This window comes from Achromobacter sp. Root565 (assembly GCF_001427425.1).
Classification (GTDB): Bacteria; Pseudomonadota; Gammaproteobacteria; order Burkholderiales; family Burkholderiaceae_B; genus Achromobacter; species Achromobacter spanius_D.
Genome location: NZ_LMGO01000001.1, coordinates 3481061 through 3499810 on the forward strand (window position 1 = coordinate 3481061; position 18750 = coordinate 3499810).

Consider the following 18750-nt stretch of genomic DNA (forward strand, 5'->3'; position numbering starts at 1 on the left):
TGGCGAGATAACGACATGAATTCGATGTTAGCACTCAAGTAATAGGAGTGCTAATTCGACTGTTGCGACGCGTCAAAGTTTCATTCCTGTAGCGCGTCCCCATTTATTCGGTGCGCCGGGAGCCCTTCACCATCCCAGGCGCTTCAGCCCTTCGGCGGTGGCTTCGCCGTCCGGACGGATGAAAAGCGCGCCGCGCGGGTCCATGAAGACCTGGTAGCGGGCCCCGTCGAACAGGGGCATGTAGGCGCCGCTGCCAAATTGGACATCGACAAAGGGGAACCAGTTCGGAAAACTTTTCTTCAGGGATCCGAGGTCCGGCGCGGGCCAGTCATCGAGGGGATGCACCGAACGCGTGGCCGTGGCTTCGCGGGCGGCGTCGCTGTAGCGGCCCGACAGGCGCTCCAACCGGTACAGCGGCGGCACGCCCGCCATCAGCGCCGGCAGTTTCCAGCGCACGACACGGGCGTCGATCTGCCATTGGTCGCCGTACAGCACATATTGCTTGTCGCCGATGCCCGGGGCGTTGGCGTTGACCTGAAACTGGCCCTCGGCCTGTTGGCGGATGTCGATGCGGGCGACCGGCTGGTCGGTGGTCAGGCGTACGAACTGTACCAGCGACAGCGCGAGCAGGCCCGATACGCACCCCAGGCACACCAGCAGCAAGCCACACGCGCGGCGGATCGGCCGGAACTGGAACATGCGGCGACCGCGCTCGTCGCGAGGGCCGCCCCGGCCCAGCAGCATGACGATGCCGGGCAAGAGAACGATGACGGCGCCCAGCAGGATCCAGGCGAAGGGAGCGATTCCGTTGATCAAATCAGGCGTTCCTATTCAAGCCGCCGCGGTGTGCAGCGCGGCGGGCGCAGGAAGCCGCCACCCGCCGCGGCAGGCTTCCCAGTATAGAAGCGCGTCTTCAGGCGCCCGGTTTTCCAAGCCGCTCGACGTGAAACCGGATGTGATCTTCGATGAACGTCGAGATGAAGTAATAGCCATGGTCGTAGCCGGCCTGGCGGCGCAGGGTGAGCGGCTGTCCGGCGGCGGCGCAGGCGGCCTCAAATACCTCGGGATACAACTGCTCGGCCAGGAATTGGTCGGCGTCGCCCTGGTCGATGAGGATGCCGCCAGGGAAGGGCTGCTGCAATCCGCGCATCAGGGCGGACGCATCGTAGGCCGCCCAATCCTCGGCTTGCGCGCCCAGGTAGGCGCCGAAAGCCTTCTTGCCCCACGGGCATTGGCTGGGCGCCGCGATCGGCGCAAATGCCGAGACCGAACGGAATTTGCCGGGGTTGCGCAGCGCCAGCACCAGCGCGCCATGGCCGCCCATGGAGTGACCAAAGATGCCGGTCCGCGAGGCGTCGCCCGGCAGCGCGCCGCCGGTGACGATGGCGTGTAGCTCCTGGGTGACGTAGCTGTACATGCGGTAGTGGTCGCGCCATGCGGGCGTGGTGGCGTCGACATAAAAGCCGGCACCGGTGCCCAGGTCCCAACTTTCTTCCTCGCCGGGCACGCCGGCACCGCGCGGGCTGGTGTCGGGCGCCACCAGCATGACGCCCAATTCCGCTGCCAGCCGCTGCGCCCCGGCCTTGATCATGAAGGTTTCTTCGGTGCAGGTCAGGCCCGCCAGGTAGAACAGCACCGGCACCGGACCGTGCTCGGCCTGCGGCGGCACATAGACCGAAAAACGCATGGGCAGGCCGATCTCGGTGGAGTCGTGGCGGTAAAAGCGCTGCGTGCCGCCGAAGCACCGATGCTGCGAGATGAGTTCGAGGGACGCGGCCATTGACTTGCTCCGGTAGAAAGAGGGGGAAAGCGGGGGGTAAAACGTCGGTGGATTAGGGGAATCCACGGTGCGACGTTCCGTCGCCGAATGTTAACCTGCCCCTCAATGAGCGCCCGCCACAAAAAAATACGATTCCGCGCTCAGATTGTGGTCACGGGACTTGACCAGCGCCCATCGTGGCACTATTTATATACCGTGAGTGAAGACAACCCGTTCTTCCTGATACGCAAGCCCTGACACTATGGCCCGTCTGCCCCGTCTGTATGCCCCTGGGCTGCCCCAACTGGTGCAGGCCAACTTTATTCAGCCATTGGCGGCGCCATCGCAACCTGCGCCCGCCGACATCCTGAATCAGCTCGCCACGTGGCTGGGCGAATCGGCCCAGCGGCACCGGGTATCGGTGCACGGCTGGCTCCTCGCCAACGACCGCATCCTGCTTCTTGCCACGCCGGCCGACGAAGAAGGCCTGCCCCGGTTGATGCAGACGCTGGGCCGCAATCTCGCGGCACGGCTGCGCGGCGGCCGGGTGTTCGCGGGTCGATACCGGTCCGCCTTGCTGGAACCCGGCGCGTGGGTGCTGCCTTCGCTGGTCTGGCTGGAGACGTATCCGGTTCGCAGCGGCGCCTCGCAGGATCCCGATTCGTGGCCGTGGTCGTCCGCGTCCAGCCATACCGGCAACACCAGCGCCGCCCCCGCGCAATGGCAATCCGATCACGCCGATTACTGGGCTTGCGGCAACACGCCTTTCGACCGGCAGGCCAATTACCGCAAGCGGCTGCAAGATGGGCTGTCGCGCGAGGAAACCCAGCGCATCGACCAGGCGGTCTCTGGCCAGTGGGCGCTGGGCGGCCCCAGCTTCATTGCCAGCCTGGCGCACACCGCCAGCCGGCGCGTGGCGCCCGGCCAGCGTGGACGCCCGCGCAAGAAGCCCGCCGCGGCGCCCGCAGACATCGAGTCCAGTCCGCCGGCGCCAACGCCCTCCACGCCGCCGGTCAACAATTCCTAATCCCCGACCCGCCATCTCGGCGGGTTTTGTTTGCCTGCCTCCGGCGTCACTGTGCCGCTTTGCAGCAGAAGGACTTCGGTCGACCCGAGAGACCTGCGCGCCCACGCGCGAGCCCTGACTTGTGTCGTCGCGGAACCCTCGTCCCAATACCGTGCGATTTCGCCACACTCGACGTTGATCCCAGACAGAAAAAACTCCCTTTTAAACGGGGACGTATAACATCAGTTTGCACCGTTTCAGGCCCTTGGATCAGTGTGGCAAACCACCTGCCCCAAAGACAGTCAATATCGGCGCGGCTGTTGCTGTGTCCCCATATTTATGCACTATGACGGAGCACTGATTTAATTAGGGTCGCACCCTATTTGTTTCTGTTGCGCCCTACTGCCGTCGGGGGTATTGTCCGACTCCTGCACTGCAACATTAGACGCAGGCCCACTGCGGAGCGCGCCATGCCCCAAATTACCAAGACCGAATCCTGTCCCACCTCCAAGGCAGTACCCGTCGATGCCAGCCGCATCGGCCTGCCTTCGGCCCAGGGCCTGTACAACCCCAAGAACGAACATGATGCCTGCGGCGTCGGCTTCGTTGCCCACATCAAGGGCAAGAAAAGCCACGCGATCATCCAGCAGGGTCTGAAGATTCTGGAAAACCTGGACCACCGCGGCGCGGTCGGCGCTGACAAGCTCATGGGCGACGGCGCGGGCATCCTGATCCAGATCCCCGACACGCTGTACCGCGACGAACTCAGCCAGCAAGGCATCATCCTGCCCCCGCCCGGCGAGTACGGCGTGGCCATGGTGTTCCTGCCCAAGGAAACGGCCTCGCGCCTGGCCTGCGAACAGGAACTCGAGCGCTCGGTGCGCGCCGAGGGTCAGGTCGTGCTGGGCTGGCGCGACGTGCCGGTGGATGTCGACATGCCCATGTCGCCCACCGTGCGCGACTGCGAACCCGTGATCCGCCAGCTGTTCATCGGCCGCGGCGCCGACGTGATGGTGCCGGACGCGCTGGAACGCAAGCTGTACGTCATTCGCAAGACCGCCAGCCACGCCATCCAGAACATGCACCTGGCGCACGGCAAGGAATACTTCGTGCCCTCGGCCTCGGTGCGCACCGTGGTCTACAAGGGCCTGCTGCTGGCCGATCAGGTTGGCCGCTACTACCGCGACCTGGCCGACACCCGCACGGTGTCCGCGCTTGCGCTGGTTCACCAGCGTTTCTCGACCAACACGTTCCCCGCCTGGCCGCTGGCTCACCCGTACCGCATGATCGCCCACAACGGCGAGATCAACACGGTCAAGGGCAACTTCAACTGGCTGCGCGCCCGCGAAGGCATGATGCAGTCGGCCGTGCTGGGCGACGACCTGAAGAAGCTGTACCCGATCGTCTATGAAGGCCAGTCGGACACCGCGACGTTCGACAACTGCCTGGAACTGCTGGTGAATTCGGGCTACTCGCTGGCCCACGCCATGATGATGATGATCCCGGAAGCCTGGGAACAGCACACGCAGATGGACGAAAGCCGCCGCGCTTTCTACGAGTACCACGCCGCCATGATGGAGCCGTGGGACGGCCCCGCCGCGGTCGCGTTCACCGATGGCCGCCAGATCGGCGCCACGCTGGACCGCAACGGCCTGCGTCCCGCCCGCTACCTGGTCACCGATGACGACATGGTCATCCTGGCCTCGGAAGCCGGCACGCTGTCGATTCCCGAAAACCGCATCGTCAAGAAGTGGCGCCTGCAGCCGGGCAAGATGTTCCTGATCGACCTGGAACAAGGCCGCATCATCGACGACGCCGAGATCAAGCTGCAACTGGCCAACAGCCGTCCGTACCGCCAGTGGATCGAACGCCTGCAGATCAAGCTGGAATCGCTGCCCGCGCCGCGTCAGGTCGCCGTCGCCACGCAATCGTCCGTGTCGCTGTTGGACCGCCAGCAGGCGTTCGGCTGGACCCAGGAAGACTACAAGTTCATCCTGGAACCCATGGCCGCGAGCGGCGAGGAAGTCATCGGCTCGATGGGCAACGATGCCCCGCTGGCCGTGCTGTCGGACCGCGCCAAGCCCTTCTACAACTATTTCCGCCAGTTGTTCGCGCAGGTCACGAACCCGCCGATCGACCCGATCCGCGAACAGCTCGTGATGTCGCTGGTGTCCTTCATCGGTCCCAAGCCGAACCTGCTGGACATCAACAACGTCAACCCGCCGCTGCGTCTGGAAGTGTCCCAGCCGGTGCTGGACTTCGCCGCGATGGCGCAGATCCGCGACATCGACCAGGTCACGGGCAAGAAATTCCGCAGCTTCGAGCTGGACATCACGTATCCCGCCGCCTGGGGTCCCGAAGGCATCGAAGCCCGCGTGGCGGCCCTGTGCGCGCGCGCCGTCGACGCGGTGCGCAGCGGCTACAACATCCTGATCGTGTCGGACCGCCTGGTCGACAGCGAGCGCGTGGCCATCCCCGCGCTGCTGGCCACCTCGGCCGTGCACCAGCACCTGATCCGCGCCGGCCTGCGCACCAACACGGGTCTCGTCGTCGAAACCGGTTCGGCCCGCGAAGTGCACCACTTCGCGCTCCTGGGAGGCTACGGCGCCGAAGCCATTCACCCCTACCTGGCGCTCGAATCGCTGGGCAAGATGAATGACCCCGAAAAGGCCGTGAAAAACTACATCAAGGCGCTGGGCAAGGGCCTGAACAAGGTCATGTCCAAAATGGGCATTTCCACGTACATGTCGTACACCGGCGCGCAGATCTTCGAAGCCGTCGGCCTGCAGAGCGCCCTGGTGAACAAGTACTTCACCGGCACCGCCTCCAACATCGAAGGAATCGGCATCTTCCAGGTCGCCGAGGAAGCGCTGCGCCAGCACCGCGCCGCCTTCAGCGCCGACCCCGTGCTTGCCAACGACCTGGATGCCGGCGGCGAATACGCCTATCGCGTCCGCGGCGAAGAGCACATGTGGACGCCGGATTCGATCGCCAAGCTGCAGCACGCTTCCCGCGCCAACAACTACCGCACGTACAAGGAGTACGCGCAGATCATCAACGACCAGAGCCGCCGTCACATGACGCTGCGCGGCCTGTTCGAGTTCCGCTTCGACCCGTCGCGCGCCATTCCGCTGGACGACGTCGAGCCGGCCAAGGAAATCGTCAAGCGCTTTGCCACCGGCGCCATGTCGCTGGGTTCGATCTCGACCGAGGCCCACTCGGTGCTGGCCGTTGCCATGAACCGCATCGGCGGCAAGTCCAACACCGGCGAAGGCGGCGAGGACGAACTGCGCTACCGCGCCGAAATGCGCGAAGGCAAGAGCACCATCAAGGACGGCGACACGCTGGCCTCGGTGCTGGGCACGGACCGCATCGAAGCCGACGTCGAACTCAAGAAGGGCGACTCGCTGCGTTCGAAGATCAAGCAGGTCGCCTCGGGCCGTTTCGGCGTGACCGCCGAGTACCTGTCGTCCGCCGACCAGATCCAGATCAAGATGGCGCAGGGCGCCAAGCCCGGCGAAGGCGGCCAGTTGCCCGGCCACAAGGTGTCGGAATACATCGCCAAGCTGCGCTACTCGGTGCCGGGCGTGGGCCTCATCTCGCCCCCGCCGCACCATGACATCTACTCGATCGAAGACCTGGCGCAGCTCATTCACGACCTGAAGAACGTCAATTCCAAGTCCTCGATCTCGGTCAAGCTGGTGTCCGAAGTCGGCGTCGGCACGGTCGCCGCGGGCGTGGCCAAGGCCAAGGCCGACCACGTCGTGATCGCCGGCCATGACGGCGGCACGGGCGCATCGCCGGTGTCGTCCATCAAGCACGTGGGTACGCCGTGGGAACTGGGTCTGGCAGAAACGCAGCAGACGCTGGTGCTGAACCGCCTGCGCAGCCGCATCCGGGTGCAGGCCGACGGCCAGATGAAGACCGGCCGCGACGTCGTCATCGGCGCGCTGCTGGGCGCTGACGAATTCGGCTTCGCGACCGCGCCGCTGGTCGTCGAAGGCTGCATCATGATGCGCAAGTGCCACCTGAACACCTGCCCGGTGGGCGTGGCCACGCAGGATCCCGCGCTGCGCAAGAAGTTCCAGGGCAAGCCCGAGCACGTCGTGAACTTCTTCTTCTTCATCGCCGAGGAAGTCCGCGAAATCATGGCCCAGCTCGGCATCCGCAAGTTCGACGACCTGATCGGCCGCGCGGATCTGCTGGACATGCGTTCGGGCGTCGAGCACTGGAAGGCGCAAGGGCTGGACTTCACCCGCGTGTTCCACCAGACGGTGTCCGACGCCGAAGTGCACCAGACCGAAGAGCAGGACCACGGCCTGGCCGGCGCGCTGGATCACCTGCTGATCGAACGCAGCAAGCCCGCGCTGGAGCGTGGCGAGAAGGTCTCGTTCATCGTGCCGGTGCGCAACCGCAACCGCACGATCGGTGCAATGCTGTCCGGCGCCGTGGCCTCGCGCTACGGCCATGACGGCCTGCCCGACGACACCATCCACATCCAGTGCAACGGCACCGCCGGCCAGAGCTTCGGCGCGTTCCTGGCGCACGGCATCACGATGGACCTGGTGGGCGAAGGCAACGACTACGTGGGCAAAGGCCTGTCCGGCGGCCGCATCATCGTGCGCTCGCCCAACGACTTCCGCGGCTTCGGCCCCGACCACATCATTGCCGGCAATACCGTGCTGTACGGTGCGCTGGCAGGCGAGGCGTTCTTCAACGGCGTGGCGGGCGAACGCTTTGCCGTACGCAACTCGGGCGCGGCCACCGTCGTGGAAGGCACCGGCGACCACGGCTGCGAATACATGACCGGCGGCACTGTCGTCGTGCTGGGTTCCACCGGCCGCAACTTCGCGGCGGGCATGTCCGGCGGCGTGGCGTACGTCTGGGATCCGGACCGCACGCTCAAGCATCGCGTGAACCTGTCCATGGTGGAACTGGAATCGGTGGTGCCGCATGCCGAGCAGCAGTCGCTGAACAACATCGACATCTGGCACAGCGCGCAGCGTGGTGGCGAACGCGAGACGGACGAGTCCATCCTGCGCCGCCTCGTGGAAGACCACTTCCGCTACACCGGCAGCTACCGTGCCCGCGAAATCCTGGGTGACTGGGAAGCCTCGCGCGGCAAATTCGTGAAGATCATGCCGACGGACTACCGCCGCGCATTGGGTGAAATGTGGCGTGCAGCCAACCCGCAACAACTGGCTGCGTGAGGGATACCATGGGAAAAATCACTGGATTTATGGAATTTCAGCGTCTGCAGGAGGCCTCCGAGGCCCCGCAGAAGCGGCTGAAGAACTGGCGCGAATTCGTGCTGCACCTGACGGACGATCAGGCCAAGCAGCAGGCGGCGCGCTGCATGGACTGCGGCATTCCGTTCTGCAACAACGGCTGCCCGGTCAACAACATCATCCCGGACTGGAATGACCTGGTGTACAAGCAGGACTGGCGCCGCGCGCTGGACGTCCTGCACTCCACCAACAACTTCCCGGAGTTCACGGGCCGCATCTGCCCGGCGCCCTGCGAAGCCGCCTGTACCTTGAACATCAACAGCGACGCTGTCGGCATCAAGTCCATCGAGCACGCGATCATCGACAAGGGTTGGGCCGAAGGCTGGGTGGCGCCGCAAGTGCCGGTGCGCAAGACGGGCAAGAAGGTCGCCGTCGTGGGCTCGGGACCTGCCGGCATGGCGTGCGCGCAGCAACTGGCGCGCGCGGGCCACTCGGTGACCCTGTTCGAAAAGAGCGACCGCATCGGCGGCCTGCTGCGCTACGGCATTCCCGACTTCAAACTCGAGAAGCACCAGATCGACCGCCGCATCTCGCAGATGGAAGCCGAGGGCGTGGAATTTGCGCCGTCGACCTACGTCGGCGATCCGAAGGATCCCGTGGCCGATGGCCTGACCGTGCGCACGCCGAAATCGCTGATGGCCGAATTCGACGCCGTCGTGATGAGCGGCGGCTCCGAGACGCCGCGCGACCTGCCGGTGCCGGGCCGTGAGCTCGACGGCGTGTACTTCGCCATGGACTTCCTGCGCCAGCAGAACAAGGCCGTGGCCGGCGACCGCCTCACCAACCAGACGCTGGCCAAGGGCAAGCACGTGGTGGTGATCGGCGGTGGCGACACGGGTTCCGACTGCGTCGGCACCAGCAACCGTCACGGCGCGGCGTCGGTCACGCAATTCGAACTGATGCCTCAGCCGCCCGAGTCCGAAAACAAGACCATGACGTGGCCGTACTGGCCGCTGAAGATGCGCACGTCGTCCTCGCACGAGGAAGGCTGCGAGCGCGACTGGTCCGTGACCACCAAGCTGCTCAAAGGCGCCAACGGCAAGGTCGAAAAACTGGTCGGCGCGCGCGTCGAATGGTTCAAGGACGACGCCACCGGCCAGATGAAGATGCGCGAGGTCGAGGGCTCCGAGTTCGAGATCAAGGCCGACCTGGTGCTGCTGGCCATGGGCTTCGTGTCGCCCGTGCAGAACGTGCTGGACGCGTTCGGCGTGGATCGCGATGGCCGCGGCAACGTGCGCGCCAACACCGACGACTACCGCACCAATGTAGAAAAGGTCTTCACCGCCGGCGACATGCGCCGCGGCCAGTCGCTGGTCGTGTGGGCCATCCGCGAAGGCCGCCAGTGCGCACGCTCGGTCGATGCCTATCTGATGGGAAGCAGCGAACTGCCGCGTTGATCGCATCACGACCTATGAACGCCGTCGGACGCCTTGCGCGCCGGCGGCGTTTTTTTATTTGTCGTTGCGGTTAACCGCAGCTGTTGCGGCATAACCACTCTTCGAAAACGGTCTTTTCACGATTTGACACACGTCAAGCACGGGGACGGGGCGGTCTGAGAACCTGTCGTCTCACCCCACACGGAAAGATCGGAGAAGAAAATGTTTTCGCTGAACGGGCGTATCCGCGCCACCGCCATTGCCGGTTTGATCGCTGCCGGCGCCTTTGCCGCCCCCGCCCACGCCCACGAAGCTGGCGACGTGCTGTTCCGCGTCGGCGTCACGCAAGTCCGCCCCTCGCAAAACAATGGCACGGTGCTCGACGGCAGCGTCAAGCTGGGTGTGAGCAACAACGTGCGCCCCAGCTTCACCCTGGCCTACATGGCCACCCGCAACATCGGCATCGAACTGCTGGGCGCCTGGCCCTTCCAGCATGACGTCAGCGGCAGCAACCTGGGCAAGATCGGCTCCACCAAGCAATTGCCGCCCACGCTCAGCCTGCAATGGCACATCCTGCCCGACAGCATGATCCAGCCGTACATCGGCGTCGGCATCAACTACACCCACTTCTTCGACACCAAGGGCGAAGGCGCGCTGAAGGGCTCGAACCTGAAACTGGGCGATTCCTGGGGCGTGGCCGCGCAACTGGGCGCGGACATCAAGATCAACGATCGCTGGTTCATGAACGCCGACATCCGCTACATCGACATCAAGTCGAAGGTGACGCTGGACGGCGAACGCGTCGGCACCGCGCGCATCGACCCGTGGGTGGCCACCGTGGGCGTTGGCTACCGTTTCTGATCGCTGACCTGAAGATGCGCGCGGCCTCGCGCGCATCGCTCAAGCCTGCGGCGGCGCCAGCCGGCTGCGCAGTGCCTGCAACGCCGGCGTGTCGTCGTCGGCGCGCCAGACCAGCTGGGTAAGCGCCTGCCCATGAGGCCCGGACAACGCGCCCACGCGCACTGTCTGCTCCGCCCCCAGCACCGCCAGCACCGAGCGCGGCACGATTGCCACTCCGGTCCCGGCAGCCACACACGCCACAATGGCGTGATACGACGCAAATTCCATCACCTTGCCGGGCGCAATGCCCTCCTGGTTCAACCACGACTCCAGGATGCGCCGGTACGAGCAGCCCGCCGCAAAGGCGATGACGCTGCGGTTGCCCAGGTCTTTTGGACTGCCGATCGGATCCCACGCCAACGGCGAGATCAGCGCCAATTCCTCCTTGAACGCATCCATTGCCGCCAGGCCTTCCGCGGGGAAAGGCTGCGCCACGAAAGCGGCCTCGATCTCGTAATTGCGCACCTTGGCGGCCAATGCGCCTGACGTGCCGGTCACCAGTTCAATGCGTACCTGCGGCCAGGCCGCGTGATAGGCCGCCAGGATGGGCGGCAGGCGGGCGGCCGCCGTGCTTTCCATGGTGCCGATGCGCAGCACGCCCTGCAGGGCGCCTTCCCGGACGGCCGCTTGCGCCTCGTCGGACAGGCGCAGCAGGCGGTCGGCGTACGACAGCAGCACGCGGCCCTGGTCCGACAGCACCAGCCGGCGGTTCTGCCGGCGAAAGAGCGGCGTTCCCAGCGAGGATTCCAACTGCTTCAGGCGCGTCGACACATTGGACTGCACCCGGTTCAGATGGGCGGCGGCGCGCGCCACGCCCCCCTGATCCGCCACCGTCTTGAAAATCTGCAGCGCGTCGAGATCCAAGTTTCTCATTTTGGGAACTTACGTTCTTAATAATTCACTATTCAAGATATTAGTACAGCCGTAGAGTAGGCTCCATGTCAACGCCTGCTAACCCTTCCCCCCACCCCTCGGCCAGCGCGGCCAGCCTGGCCTGGCCCGCGGCGCTTGCGCTGGCGGCGGCCATGGGCATCGGCCGCTTCGCCTTCACGCCCGTCTGGCCGTTGATGGCGCAGGAGTCCGGCCTGTCGCTGGCACAGGGCGGCTGGATGGCTTCGGCCAACTACGCCGGGTATCTGTTGGGCGCGCTGGCGGCGATCGTCTGGCCCGTGCGCCGGCTGCGCGCCACGCTGGCGGCCAGCCTGGCCGCCGTGGCCGCGCTGACGCTGGCCATGCCGCTGCTGCACAGCGTGGCGGGCTGGTCGGTGCTGCGGCTTGCCGCGGGCTATGCCAGCGCAAGCGCGTTCATCTGCGTGGTCGCATGGCGGCCGGTGCCCGCCGGCGACCCGCGCGAGGCCACGGCTTCGGCGGTAACGTATGCCGGCGTGGGCGCGGGCATTGCACTGACGGGACTGGCCTGTCTGGCCCTGATGGCCTGGGGCGCAAGCGCTGGCGTGACCTGGACCGCGCTGGGCGGCCTGGCGCTGGCGCTGTCCGTGGCCGCGTGGCCCGGGCTCAGCCGGCAATCGCCGCCGGTCCGCCGGGCGGCCGCCGACGCGCCGCAAGCCCGCCTGCCGCGCGGCATCGCCGCGCTGTCGCTGCACTACGGCGTCTTCGGGGTCGGCTACATCATTCCCGCCACCTTCCTGCCGGCCATGGCCAAGGAGATCTTTCCCGACCCGGCGATCTTCGGCTGGGCGTGGCCGCTTTTCGGCATGGCCGCGGCGCTGTCCTGCCTGCTGGTCCCGCGGCTGGCGCGCGGTCGCGACGACAGACAGGTGTGGCGCGGCGCGCAGGCGCTGATGGCGGCCGGCATGCTGACCGTGGCGCTCTGGCATCACATCGCTGCCGTTATCGTCGCGGCGCTGCTGGTCGGCGGCACGTTCATGGTGATCACGCAGGCGGGCATGCTGACCGCGCGCCGCCTGTCGGGACCGGCGGCGCCCCGGGCGGCGGCCATCATGACGGCGGCGTTCGCGGCCGGGCAGATTCTGGGGCCGTTGCTGGCCTCGTGGGCCGCGCGCTGGGGCGCGGGCCTGCCGCAGGTGCTGGCGGCCAGCGCGGCGCTGCTGGCGGTGTCGGCCTGGGCGCTGGGAAAAGTCACGACAGATGGCAATGGCGCTGGGCATAATGCCATCGGCCCTTCGGGCCAACCACACAGCAATTAGAAAGCAGGTAAAGAGGAGTCCCCAGCATGAAAGCACTACGCCCCCTGATCGCCGCCCTGGCCGCCACCGCCGCCCTTGGCGGCGCTGCCCAAGCCCAGACCGGCGAGTGGCCCGCCAAGCCCGTCACCATGATCGTGCCCTACGCGCCGGGCGGCTTTGCCGACACCCGCGTGCGCCTGTTGGCGCGCAAGCTGGGCGAATCGCTGGGCCAGCCGGTCGTCGTCGAGAACAAGGCGGGCGCAGGCGGCGTGGTCGGCACCAATCTCATCGCCAAGGCGGCGCCGGACGGCTACACGATCGGCACGGGCAACCTGGCCCCGATGGCGGTCAATCCGTCGCTGATGAAGGAAATGCCCTACAACCCGCAAAAGGACCTGGCGCCGATCATCCTGATCGAGAACAGCCCGCTGGTCCTGAGCGTGAACAATGAATTGCCCGTCAAGACGCTGGCCGACCTGATCGCGCTGGCCAAGAAAGAACCGGGCAAGCTGACCTTCGGCTCTTCCGGCGTGGGCGGCGCGCATCACCTGTCGGGCGAGATGTTCCGCGAGCAGGCCAACATCGACATCGTGCACGTGCCCTACAAGGGCGGCAGCCTGGCCGCGACCGACCTCATGGGCGGCCACATCGCGATGATGTTCGAAATGGGCTATTCGGCGCTGCCCGCCATCCAGGGCAAGAAGATCCACCCGATTGCCGTTACGTCCGCCAAGCGCCTGGCCGTGCTGCCCGACGTGCCCACCATGGCCGAATCCGGCCTGCCGGGCTTCGAGTCCTACAACTGGCAGGGCATCGTGGCGCCGGCCGGCACACCCGCGCCGATCATCGCCAAGCTCAACGCCGAGTTCAACCGCATCCTGAAGGACCCGGATGTGCAGAAGGCCATTGCCGACACCGGCAGCCAGGCCGGCGGCGGCACGCCCGAGGAATTCGCCGCATTCATCAAGACCGAAAGCGACAAGTGGGCGCACGTCATCAAGGCTGGAAACATCCAGCTTCAATAACCTCCCAGGAGTTTTCCCATGGCTACCCCTTTGATTGAATTGCTCAAGCTGACCCATCCCATCATCCAGGCGCCCATGGCGGGCGGCGCCACCACGGTGGACATGGTGGCCGAGGCATCGAAGGCGGGCGCCCTGGGATCGCTCGGGGGGGCCTACATGACGCCCGAACAGATCGAAGCGGCCGCCGAAGCGATCCGCGCCCGCACGGATCGCCCGTTTGCCATCAACCTGTTCGCCTCCGTGCCGCACGAGCCCATGCAGGGCGATGCGAGCAGGATGCTGGCCCTGATGGCGCGGTACCACGAGCAACTAGGCCTACCCGCGCCCGAGGCCCCCGGCCCGCAGGCCGACCCGCTGCCGGGCCAGCTCGAGGCGGTGCTGCGCATCCGGCCCGCCGTTCTCAGCTTCACCTTCGGCCGCCTGCCGGCCGCGGTTTTGGCCCGCTGCCGCGAGCTGGGCATCCTGACCGTGGGCACGGCCACCACCGTCCGTGAGGCCCAGGCGCTGGAGCAGGACGGAGTCGACGCCATCGTCGCGCAGGGCGCGGAGGCGGGCGGCCACCGCGGCACCTTCCTCGATGCATTCGAGGCGTCGTTGATCGGCACGATGGCCCTGGTCCCGCAGGTGGCGGACGCCGTCTCGGTGCCGGTCATCGCGTCGGGCGGCATCATGGACGGGCGCGGCATCGCGGCCGCCCTGGCGCTGGGCGCTGACTTCGCGCAAATGGGGACGGCCTTTCTCACCACGGACGAGTCCGGCGCCAGCGACGCCTACAAGGCCGTCGTGTCCGCCTCCCGCGCCGAACAATCCCGGATCACCCGTGCCTTCTCCGGCCGCCCGGCGCGCGGCATCGCCAACGCCTTCATGCGGGACGCGGACGCTCTGGGCAGCGACATCCTGCCGTACCCCCTCCAGAATGCGCTGACGCGCCCCATGCGCACCGCCGGAGGCAAGAGCGGCAACATCAATGTCCTGTCCCTGTGGGCCGGCCAAGGCGCGCCGTTGGCACGCAGGGAGTCCACGGCGGAACTGATCCAGCGGCTGGCCCGGGAAACGGCGGCGGCGCAGGCGCGTCGCTGAGCGCTCGCGGCGGCTCGGCCCGGGAGAGGGTGTCTGACACCCGGGTGAGGGGCATGTGAGCTGGGACCGCGCTTCAAGGGTGTCAGACACCCATGGAGCAATGCCAACGCCTGCCAGCGCCAACGCGGGCACCGCCAGATTGTTCCTGAAGCCGAAAACACTGTTCCACGCGCGGTGGCTTCAATTGTGATTGCACAGCGTCGGGCTACAATGGCGCCTCGCCGCCGGGAGCGAACGCTTACGCTTGTCCCCGGCTCTGAGTAACAGGGCGCTTCCCGACGCAGCCTGTCTTGTCCGCGCCGGCCAGGTTCTCGGTCCCGCGTGTCGACACGACAGCAGGGCAAGCTCCGCCGCCGAAACTCCCTTTCGTTGCCCATGCCCGCTCAAACCAGCAGCACCCCGGAATTCGCCCTGCGCCTGGAAGGTGTGGCGCTTGGCTACGGTGATTTCACCGTCTTGCGCGATATTTCCATGGACGTCCGGGCCGGCCAAGTGGTGGCGGTCATGGGTGGCTCCGGGTCCGGCAAGACCACGCTGCTGCGCGCGGCCACCGGCCAGATCACCGCCCAGCAGGGCCGAGTCCTGGCGTTTGGCCAGGATATCGGCACGGCATCCCGCGCCGACGTGCAATCCCTGCGCAAGCGCATGGGCGTGCTGTTCCAGCAGGGCGCGCTGTTCACCGACCTGAACGTCTTCGAAAACGTGGCCTTTCCGCTGCGCGAGCACACGCGCATCGGCGAGGCCGAACTCACCGACCGGGTGCTCGACAAGCTGGACGCCGTCGGCCTGCGCGCCGCCGCCCACCTGAAGGTCTCCGAAATCTCCGGCGGCATGGCACGGCGCGTGGCGCTGGCCCGCGCGGTGGTGCTGGAGCCCGAACTCATCCTGTACGACGAACCCTTCGCCGGGCTGGACCCTATCTCGCTGGGCATCACCGCCCGCCTGATCCGCAGCCTTGCCGACCGGCTGGGCTGCGCCTCGGTGCTGATCACCCACGACGTGCAGGAATCGTTTGCCATCGCGGACCAGGTTTACCTGGTGGGCCGTGGCCAGCTGGCCGCCGCCGGCACCCCGCAAATGCTTGCCGCGTCGCCGGACCCCTACGTGCAGCAATTCCTCAAGGGCCAGCCCGACGGTCCGGTCGCGTTCCAGTATCCCGAAACGCCCGCCTTCCAGAAGTGGCTGTCGCAACAGAAAGGGCGCAAAGCATGAGCGCTTCCAATAACGCCATCGCCGGGCTGGGCCACTGGGTGCGCGCCCGCGTCGCCGGCATCGGCTACTTCACCCGATTCTTCTGCGCCATGCTGGCGCGCAGCGGCATCGCACTGTCGCGGCCGCGCCTGGTGTCGCAGCAGGTCCACTTCATCGGCAATTATTCGCTGCTGATCATTGCCGTTTCCGGCATGTTCGTGGGCTTCGTGCTGGGCCTGCAGGGCTACTACACGCTGAACCGCTACGGCTCCGAGGAGGCCCTGGGCCTGCTGGTGGCCCTGTCGCTGGTGCGCGAGCTGGGTCCCGTGGTCACCGCGCTGCTCTTCGCGGGCCGTGCGGGCACCTCGCTCACGGCCGAGATCGGCCTGATGAAAGCGGGCGAACAGCTATCGGCCATGGAAGTCATGGCCGTCGACCCGATACGCCGGGTGCTGGTGCCGCGCCTGTGGGGCGGCATCATCGCCATGCCCATCCTGGCGGCGGTGTTCTCCATGGTGGGCATCCTGGGCGGCTGGGTCGTGGGCGTGCTGCTCATCGGCGTGGACGCGGGCGCCTTCTGGTCGCAGATGCAAAACGGCGTCGATGTATGGAAAGACGTCGCCAACGGCGCCATCAAGAGCGTCGTCTTCGGCGTCACGGTGACGCTGGTGGCGCTTTATGAAGGCTGGCAGGCCAAGCCCACTCCCGAAGGCGTTGCCCGCGCCACCACGCGTACCGTGGTCGTGGGCTCCCTGGCGGTACTCGGGCTGGACTTCCTGCTCACCGCCTTGATGTTTGGAAATTGATACGGATCGATCATGTCACGCGAAAAAACCGACTTCTGGGTAGGCCTGTTTGTATTGCTCGGCGCGATCGCGCTTGGATTCCTGGCGTTGCGCGCCGGCAACTTGAGCACGTTTTCCTTTGCCCCGACCTATACCGTGACCGCCAACTTCGATAACGTAGGCGGCCTCAAGGTGCGCGCGCCGGTCAAGAGCGCCGGCGTGGTGGTGGGCCGGGTCACGGGCATTTCCTTCGACGACAAGACGTTCCAGGCGATCGTCTCGGTCGATCTGGAAACGGCCTACCAGTTCCCCAAGGACTCGTCGGCGTCCATTTTGACCTCCGGCCTGTTGGGCGAGCAATACCTGGGCCTCACCGCCGGCAGCGAAGAAGATAACTTTACCGACGGCGGAAAAATCCGCTATACACAAAGCGCCGTGGTCCTGGAGCAGCTGATCAGCCAGTTCCTGTACGGGTCGGCGGAAAAGCAAGGCACGACCGCCGCGCCGGAATCGGCCCCGAAGGCGCAGGATTAAAGGCGCGGCACCATCAAGCCGTTACAACGCTGCGTCTCGCCGTCGCGATAACAAAAGAATTGTTGATAGGGATACCCGGATCATGAATAAGAAAGCTATTTCCCGAATTGCCACCGTCGCAGCGGCGGGCGCGCTGATGGCCGGTTGCGCCGCCCCGAAGAATCCGGACCCGCGCGACCCCTGGGAAGGCTTCAACCGCGGCGTCTACCAGTTCAACGACACGGTCGACCGCGCGGTGTTCAAGCCGGTCGCGCAGGCCTACACGTTCGTGACGCCGCAGCCCGTTCGCAGCTGCATCCACAACATCTTCAGCAACGTCGGCGACCTCTGGTCCGGCACCAACAGCTTCCTGCAGGGCCGCGGCCACGACTTCGTCAACACGCTTGGCCGCTTCCTGTTCAACACGACCATGGGCGTGGGCGGCTGCTTCGACGTCGCCTCGGCCAATGGCGCACGCAAGATCCCCAACGACTTCGGCACCACGCTGGGCGTCTGGGGCTTCAGCCAGGGCCCGTACCTGGTGCTGCCGTTCTTCGGCGCCTCCAGCGTGCGCGACGGCGTCGGCCTGGTCGGCGACCTGTATGGCACCACCTACGGCTACATGGGCGTGGACTCGATCGACAACGTCCGCCTGCGCAATTCGCTGTGGGGCCTGCGCATCGTCGACACGCGCGCCAACCTGCTCGACACCACCGACACCATCGACCGCGTGGCGCTCGACCCGTACAGCTTCGTGCGCGACGCCTTCCTGCAACGCCGTGCCGCCATGGTGCTGGGCCACCGCGTCGATGACGAAGGCTCGCTGCCCAACTACGAAGACGACGGCGACGACACCCCCGCCGCGCCTGCGCCGGCCCCCGTGCCTGCGCCGCAACCCGCGAACAAGTAAGCTGAGGCCTTGCGCTTTCGGTACTGAAGGAGATTTGATGCGATTTTCCGTTCCCTCCCTGTTGCAGCGGCTGATGTTCGCGGGCCTGCTCGGCCTGTCCGCCGCCACGGCCGCGTCGGCCGCACAAGCCAAGCCGGATCCCAACGGCCCGCCCGAACAATTCGTGCTGGCTGCCGCCAACGAGGCCCTGGATGTCCTGAAGGCTGACGGCGCGGTCCGGGCCGGCAACACCGCCCGCATCAACCAGGTCGTCGACCAGCACATCCTGCCGTACGTCAACTTCCAGAAGACCACGCGCCTGGCCGCCGGCCGCTACTGGCGCCAGGCCTCCGAGCAGCAGAAAACCGCGTTGGCCGAAGCCTTCCGCGGCACGCTGATCCGCACGTACAGCGGCGCGCTGACCCGCGTCACGTCCAGCACCACCATCACCGGCCTGCCGTTCCGCGGCGATCCCAAGGCCGACGACGTGGTCGTGCGCACGCTGATCAGCCAGTCCAACAGCCAGCCGGTGGGCGTGGATTACCGCCTGGAAAAGACGCCGCAGGGCTGGAAGATCTACGACATGAACGTCGAAGGCATCTGGCTGATCGAGAACTACCGCAACCAGTTCGCCCAGCAGATCAACCAGAACGGCATCGACGGCCTGATCCAGGCGCTGAACCAGCGCAACAAGTAAGAATCCGCTCAGGCTCAGCTCGGCCCGGCGCGCCCCCTCGGGGGTATGCCGGGCCGATTATTTTGGGGACGCAACACCCGCCGGCCCCATCGCC

The 18750-nt window shown here is 66.4% G+C and carries 15 protein-coding genes; 12 read left to right on the forward strand and 3 right to left on the reverse strand.

Annotated elements, in window-relative coordinates; all coding sequences use genetic code 11:
- Window positions 1-126: 126 nt before the first annotated feature.
- On the reverse strand, window positions 127-816 hold the full coding sequence (locus ASD71_RS15450; protein ID WP_056565553.1) for a hypothetical protein: 690 nt from the start codon (window positions 814-816) through the stop codon (window positions 127-129).
- 97 nt (window positions 817-913) lie between these two features.
- Complete coding sequence (gene fghA, locus ASD71_RS15455; protein ID WP_056565555.1) at window positions 914-1780, reverse strand: S-formylglutathione hydrolase; 867 nt, start codon at window positions 1778-1780, stop codon at window positions 914-916.
- Window positions 1781-2021: 241 nt separating this feature from the next.
- On the opposite strand from fghA, the gene ASD71_RS15460 reads away from it, so the two are divergent.
- From ASD71_RS15460 to ASD71_RS15475, 4 genes are all read left to right on the forward strand, one after another.
- Entirely contained in the window at window positions 2022-2786 is a 765-nt protein-coding gene (locus ASD71_RS15460) for a hypothetical protein (RefSeq protein ID WP_056565557.1), read from the forward strand.
- Window positions 2787-3235: 449 nt separating this feature from the next.
- On the forward strand, window positions 3236-7975 hold the full coding sequence (locus ASD71_RS15465) for a glutamate synthase-related protein (protein ID WP_056565560.1): 4740 nt from the start codon (window positions 3236-3238) through the stop codon (window positions 7973-7975).
- 8 nt (window positions 7976-7983) lie between these two features.
- A complete protein-coding gene (locus tag ASD71_RS15470; RefSeq protein WP_056565563.1) occupies window positions 7984-9450 on the forward strand; it encodes a glutamate synthase subunit beta in 1467 nt (488 codons plus the stop codon).
- Window positions 9451-9651: 201 nt separating this feature from the next.
- Window positions 9652-10290, forward strand: coding sequence for an OmpW family protein (locus ASD71_RS15475; RefSeq protein ID WP_056565566.1), 639 nt, complete (start codon window positions 9652-9654; stop codon window positions 10288-10290).
- Between the two features lie 39 nt (window positions 10291-10329).
- On the opposite strand, the gene ASD71_RS15480 is transcribed toward ASD71_RS15475, so the two are convergent.
- On the reverse strand, window positions 10330-11202 hold the full coding sequence (locus ASD71_RS15480; RefSeq protein WP_056565571.1) for a LysR family transcriptional regulator: 873 nt from the start codon (window positions 11200-11202) through the stop codon (window positions 10330-10332).
- 65 nt (window positions 11203-11267) lie between these two features.
- Between ASD71_RS15480 and ASD71_RS15485 the strand changes: the two genes are divergently transcribed.
- The 8 genes from ASD71_RS15485 to ASD71_RS15520 all read left to right on the forward strand — a co-directional run bounded on the left by ASD71_RS15485 (window position 11268) and on the right by ASD71_RS15520 (window position 18656).
- Window positions 11268-12497: a YbfB/YjiJ family MFS transporter gene (locus ASD71_RS15485; RefSeq protein WP_056565574.1), complete on the forward strand. Its 1230-nt coding sequence runs from the start codon at window positions 11268-11270 to the stop codon at window positions 12495-12497.
- Window positions 12498-12523: 26 nt separating this feature from the next.
- Complete coding sequence (locus ASD71_RS15490; protein WP_056565577.1) at window positions 12524-13501, forward strand: tripartite tricarboxylate transporter substrate binding protein; 978 nt, start codon at window positions 12524-12526, stop codon at window positions 13499-13501.
- 18 nt (window positions 13502-13519) lie between these two features.
- Complete coding sequence (locus ASD71_RS15495; RefSeq protein ID WP_056565579.1) at window positions 13520-14581, forward strand: nitronate monooxygenase family protein; 1062 nt, start codon at window positions 13520-13522, stop codon at window positions 14579-14581.
- A gap of 375 nt (window positions 14582-14956) precedes the next feature.
- On the forward strand, window positions 14957-15793 hold the full coding sequence (locus ASD71_RS15500; RefSeq protein ID WP_056565582.1) for an ABC transporter ATP-binding protein: 837 nt from the start codon (window positions 14957-14959) through the stop codon (window positions 15791-15793).
- Complete coding sequence (mlaE, locus tag ASD71_RS15505; protein ID WP_056565585.1) at window positions 15790-16578, forward strand: lipid asymmetry maintenance ABC transporter permease subunit MlaE; 789 nt, start codon at window positions 15790-15792, stop codon at window positions 16576-16578. Before ASD71_RS15500 ends, mlaE begins: the two co-directional genes overlap by 4 nt.
- Before the next feature lie 12 nt (window positions 16579-16590).
- Window positions 16591-17091: an outer membrane lipid asymmetry maintenance protein MlaD gene (gene mlaD / locus ASD71_RS15510; protein WP_056565588.1), complete on the forward strand. Its 501-nt coding sequence runs from the start codon at window positions 16591-16593 to the stop codon at window positions 17089-17091.
- Window positions 17092-17173: 82 nt separating this feature from the next.
- Window positions 17174-17980 (forward strand): VacJ family lipoprotein, encoded by an 807-nt coding sequence (locus tag ASD71_RS15515; protein WP_056565590.1) that lies wholly within the window; start codon window positions 17174-17176, stop codon window positions 17978-17980.
- 37 nt (window positions 17981-18017) lie between these two features.
- Entirely contained in the window at window positions 18018-18656 is a 639-nt protein-coding gene (locus ASD71_RS15520) for a phospholipid-binding protein MlaC (RefSeq protein ID WP_056565593.1), read from the forward strand.
- Window positions 18657-18750 lie beyond the last annotated feature (94 nt).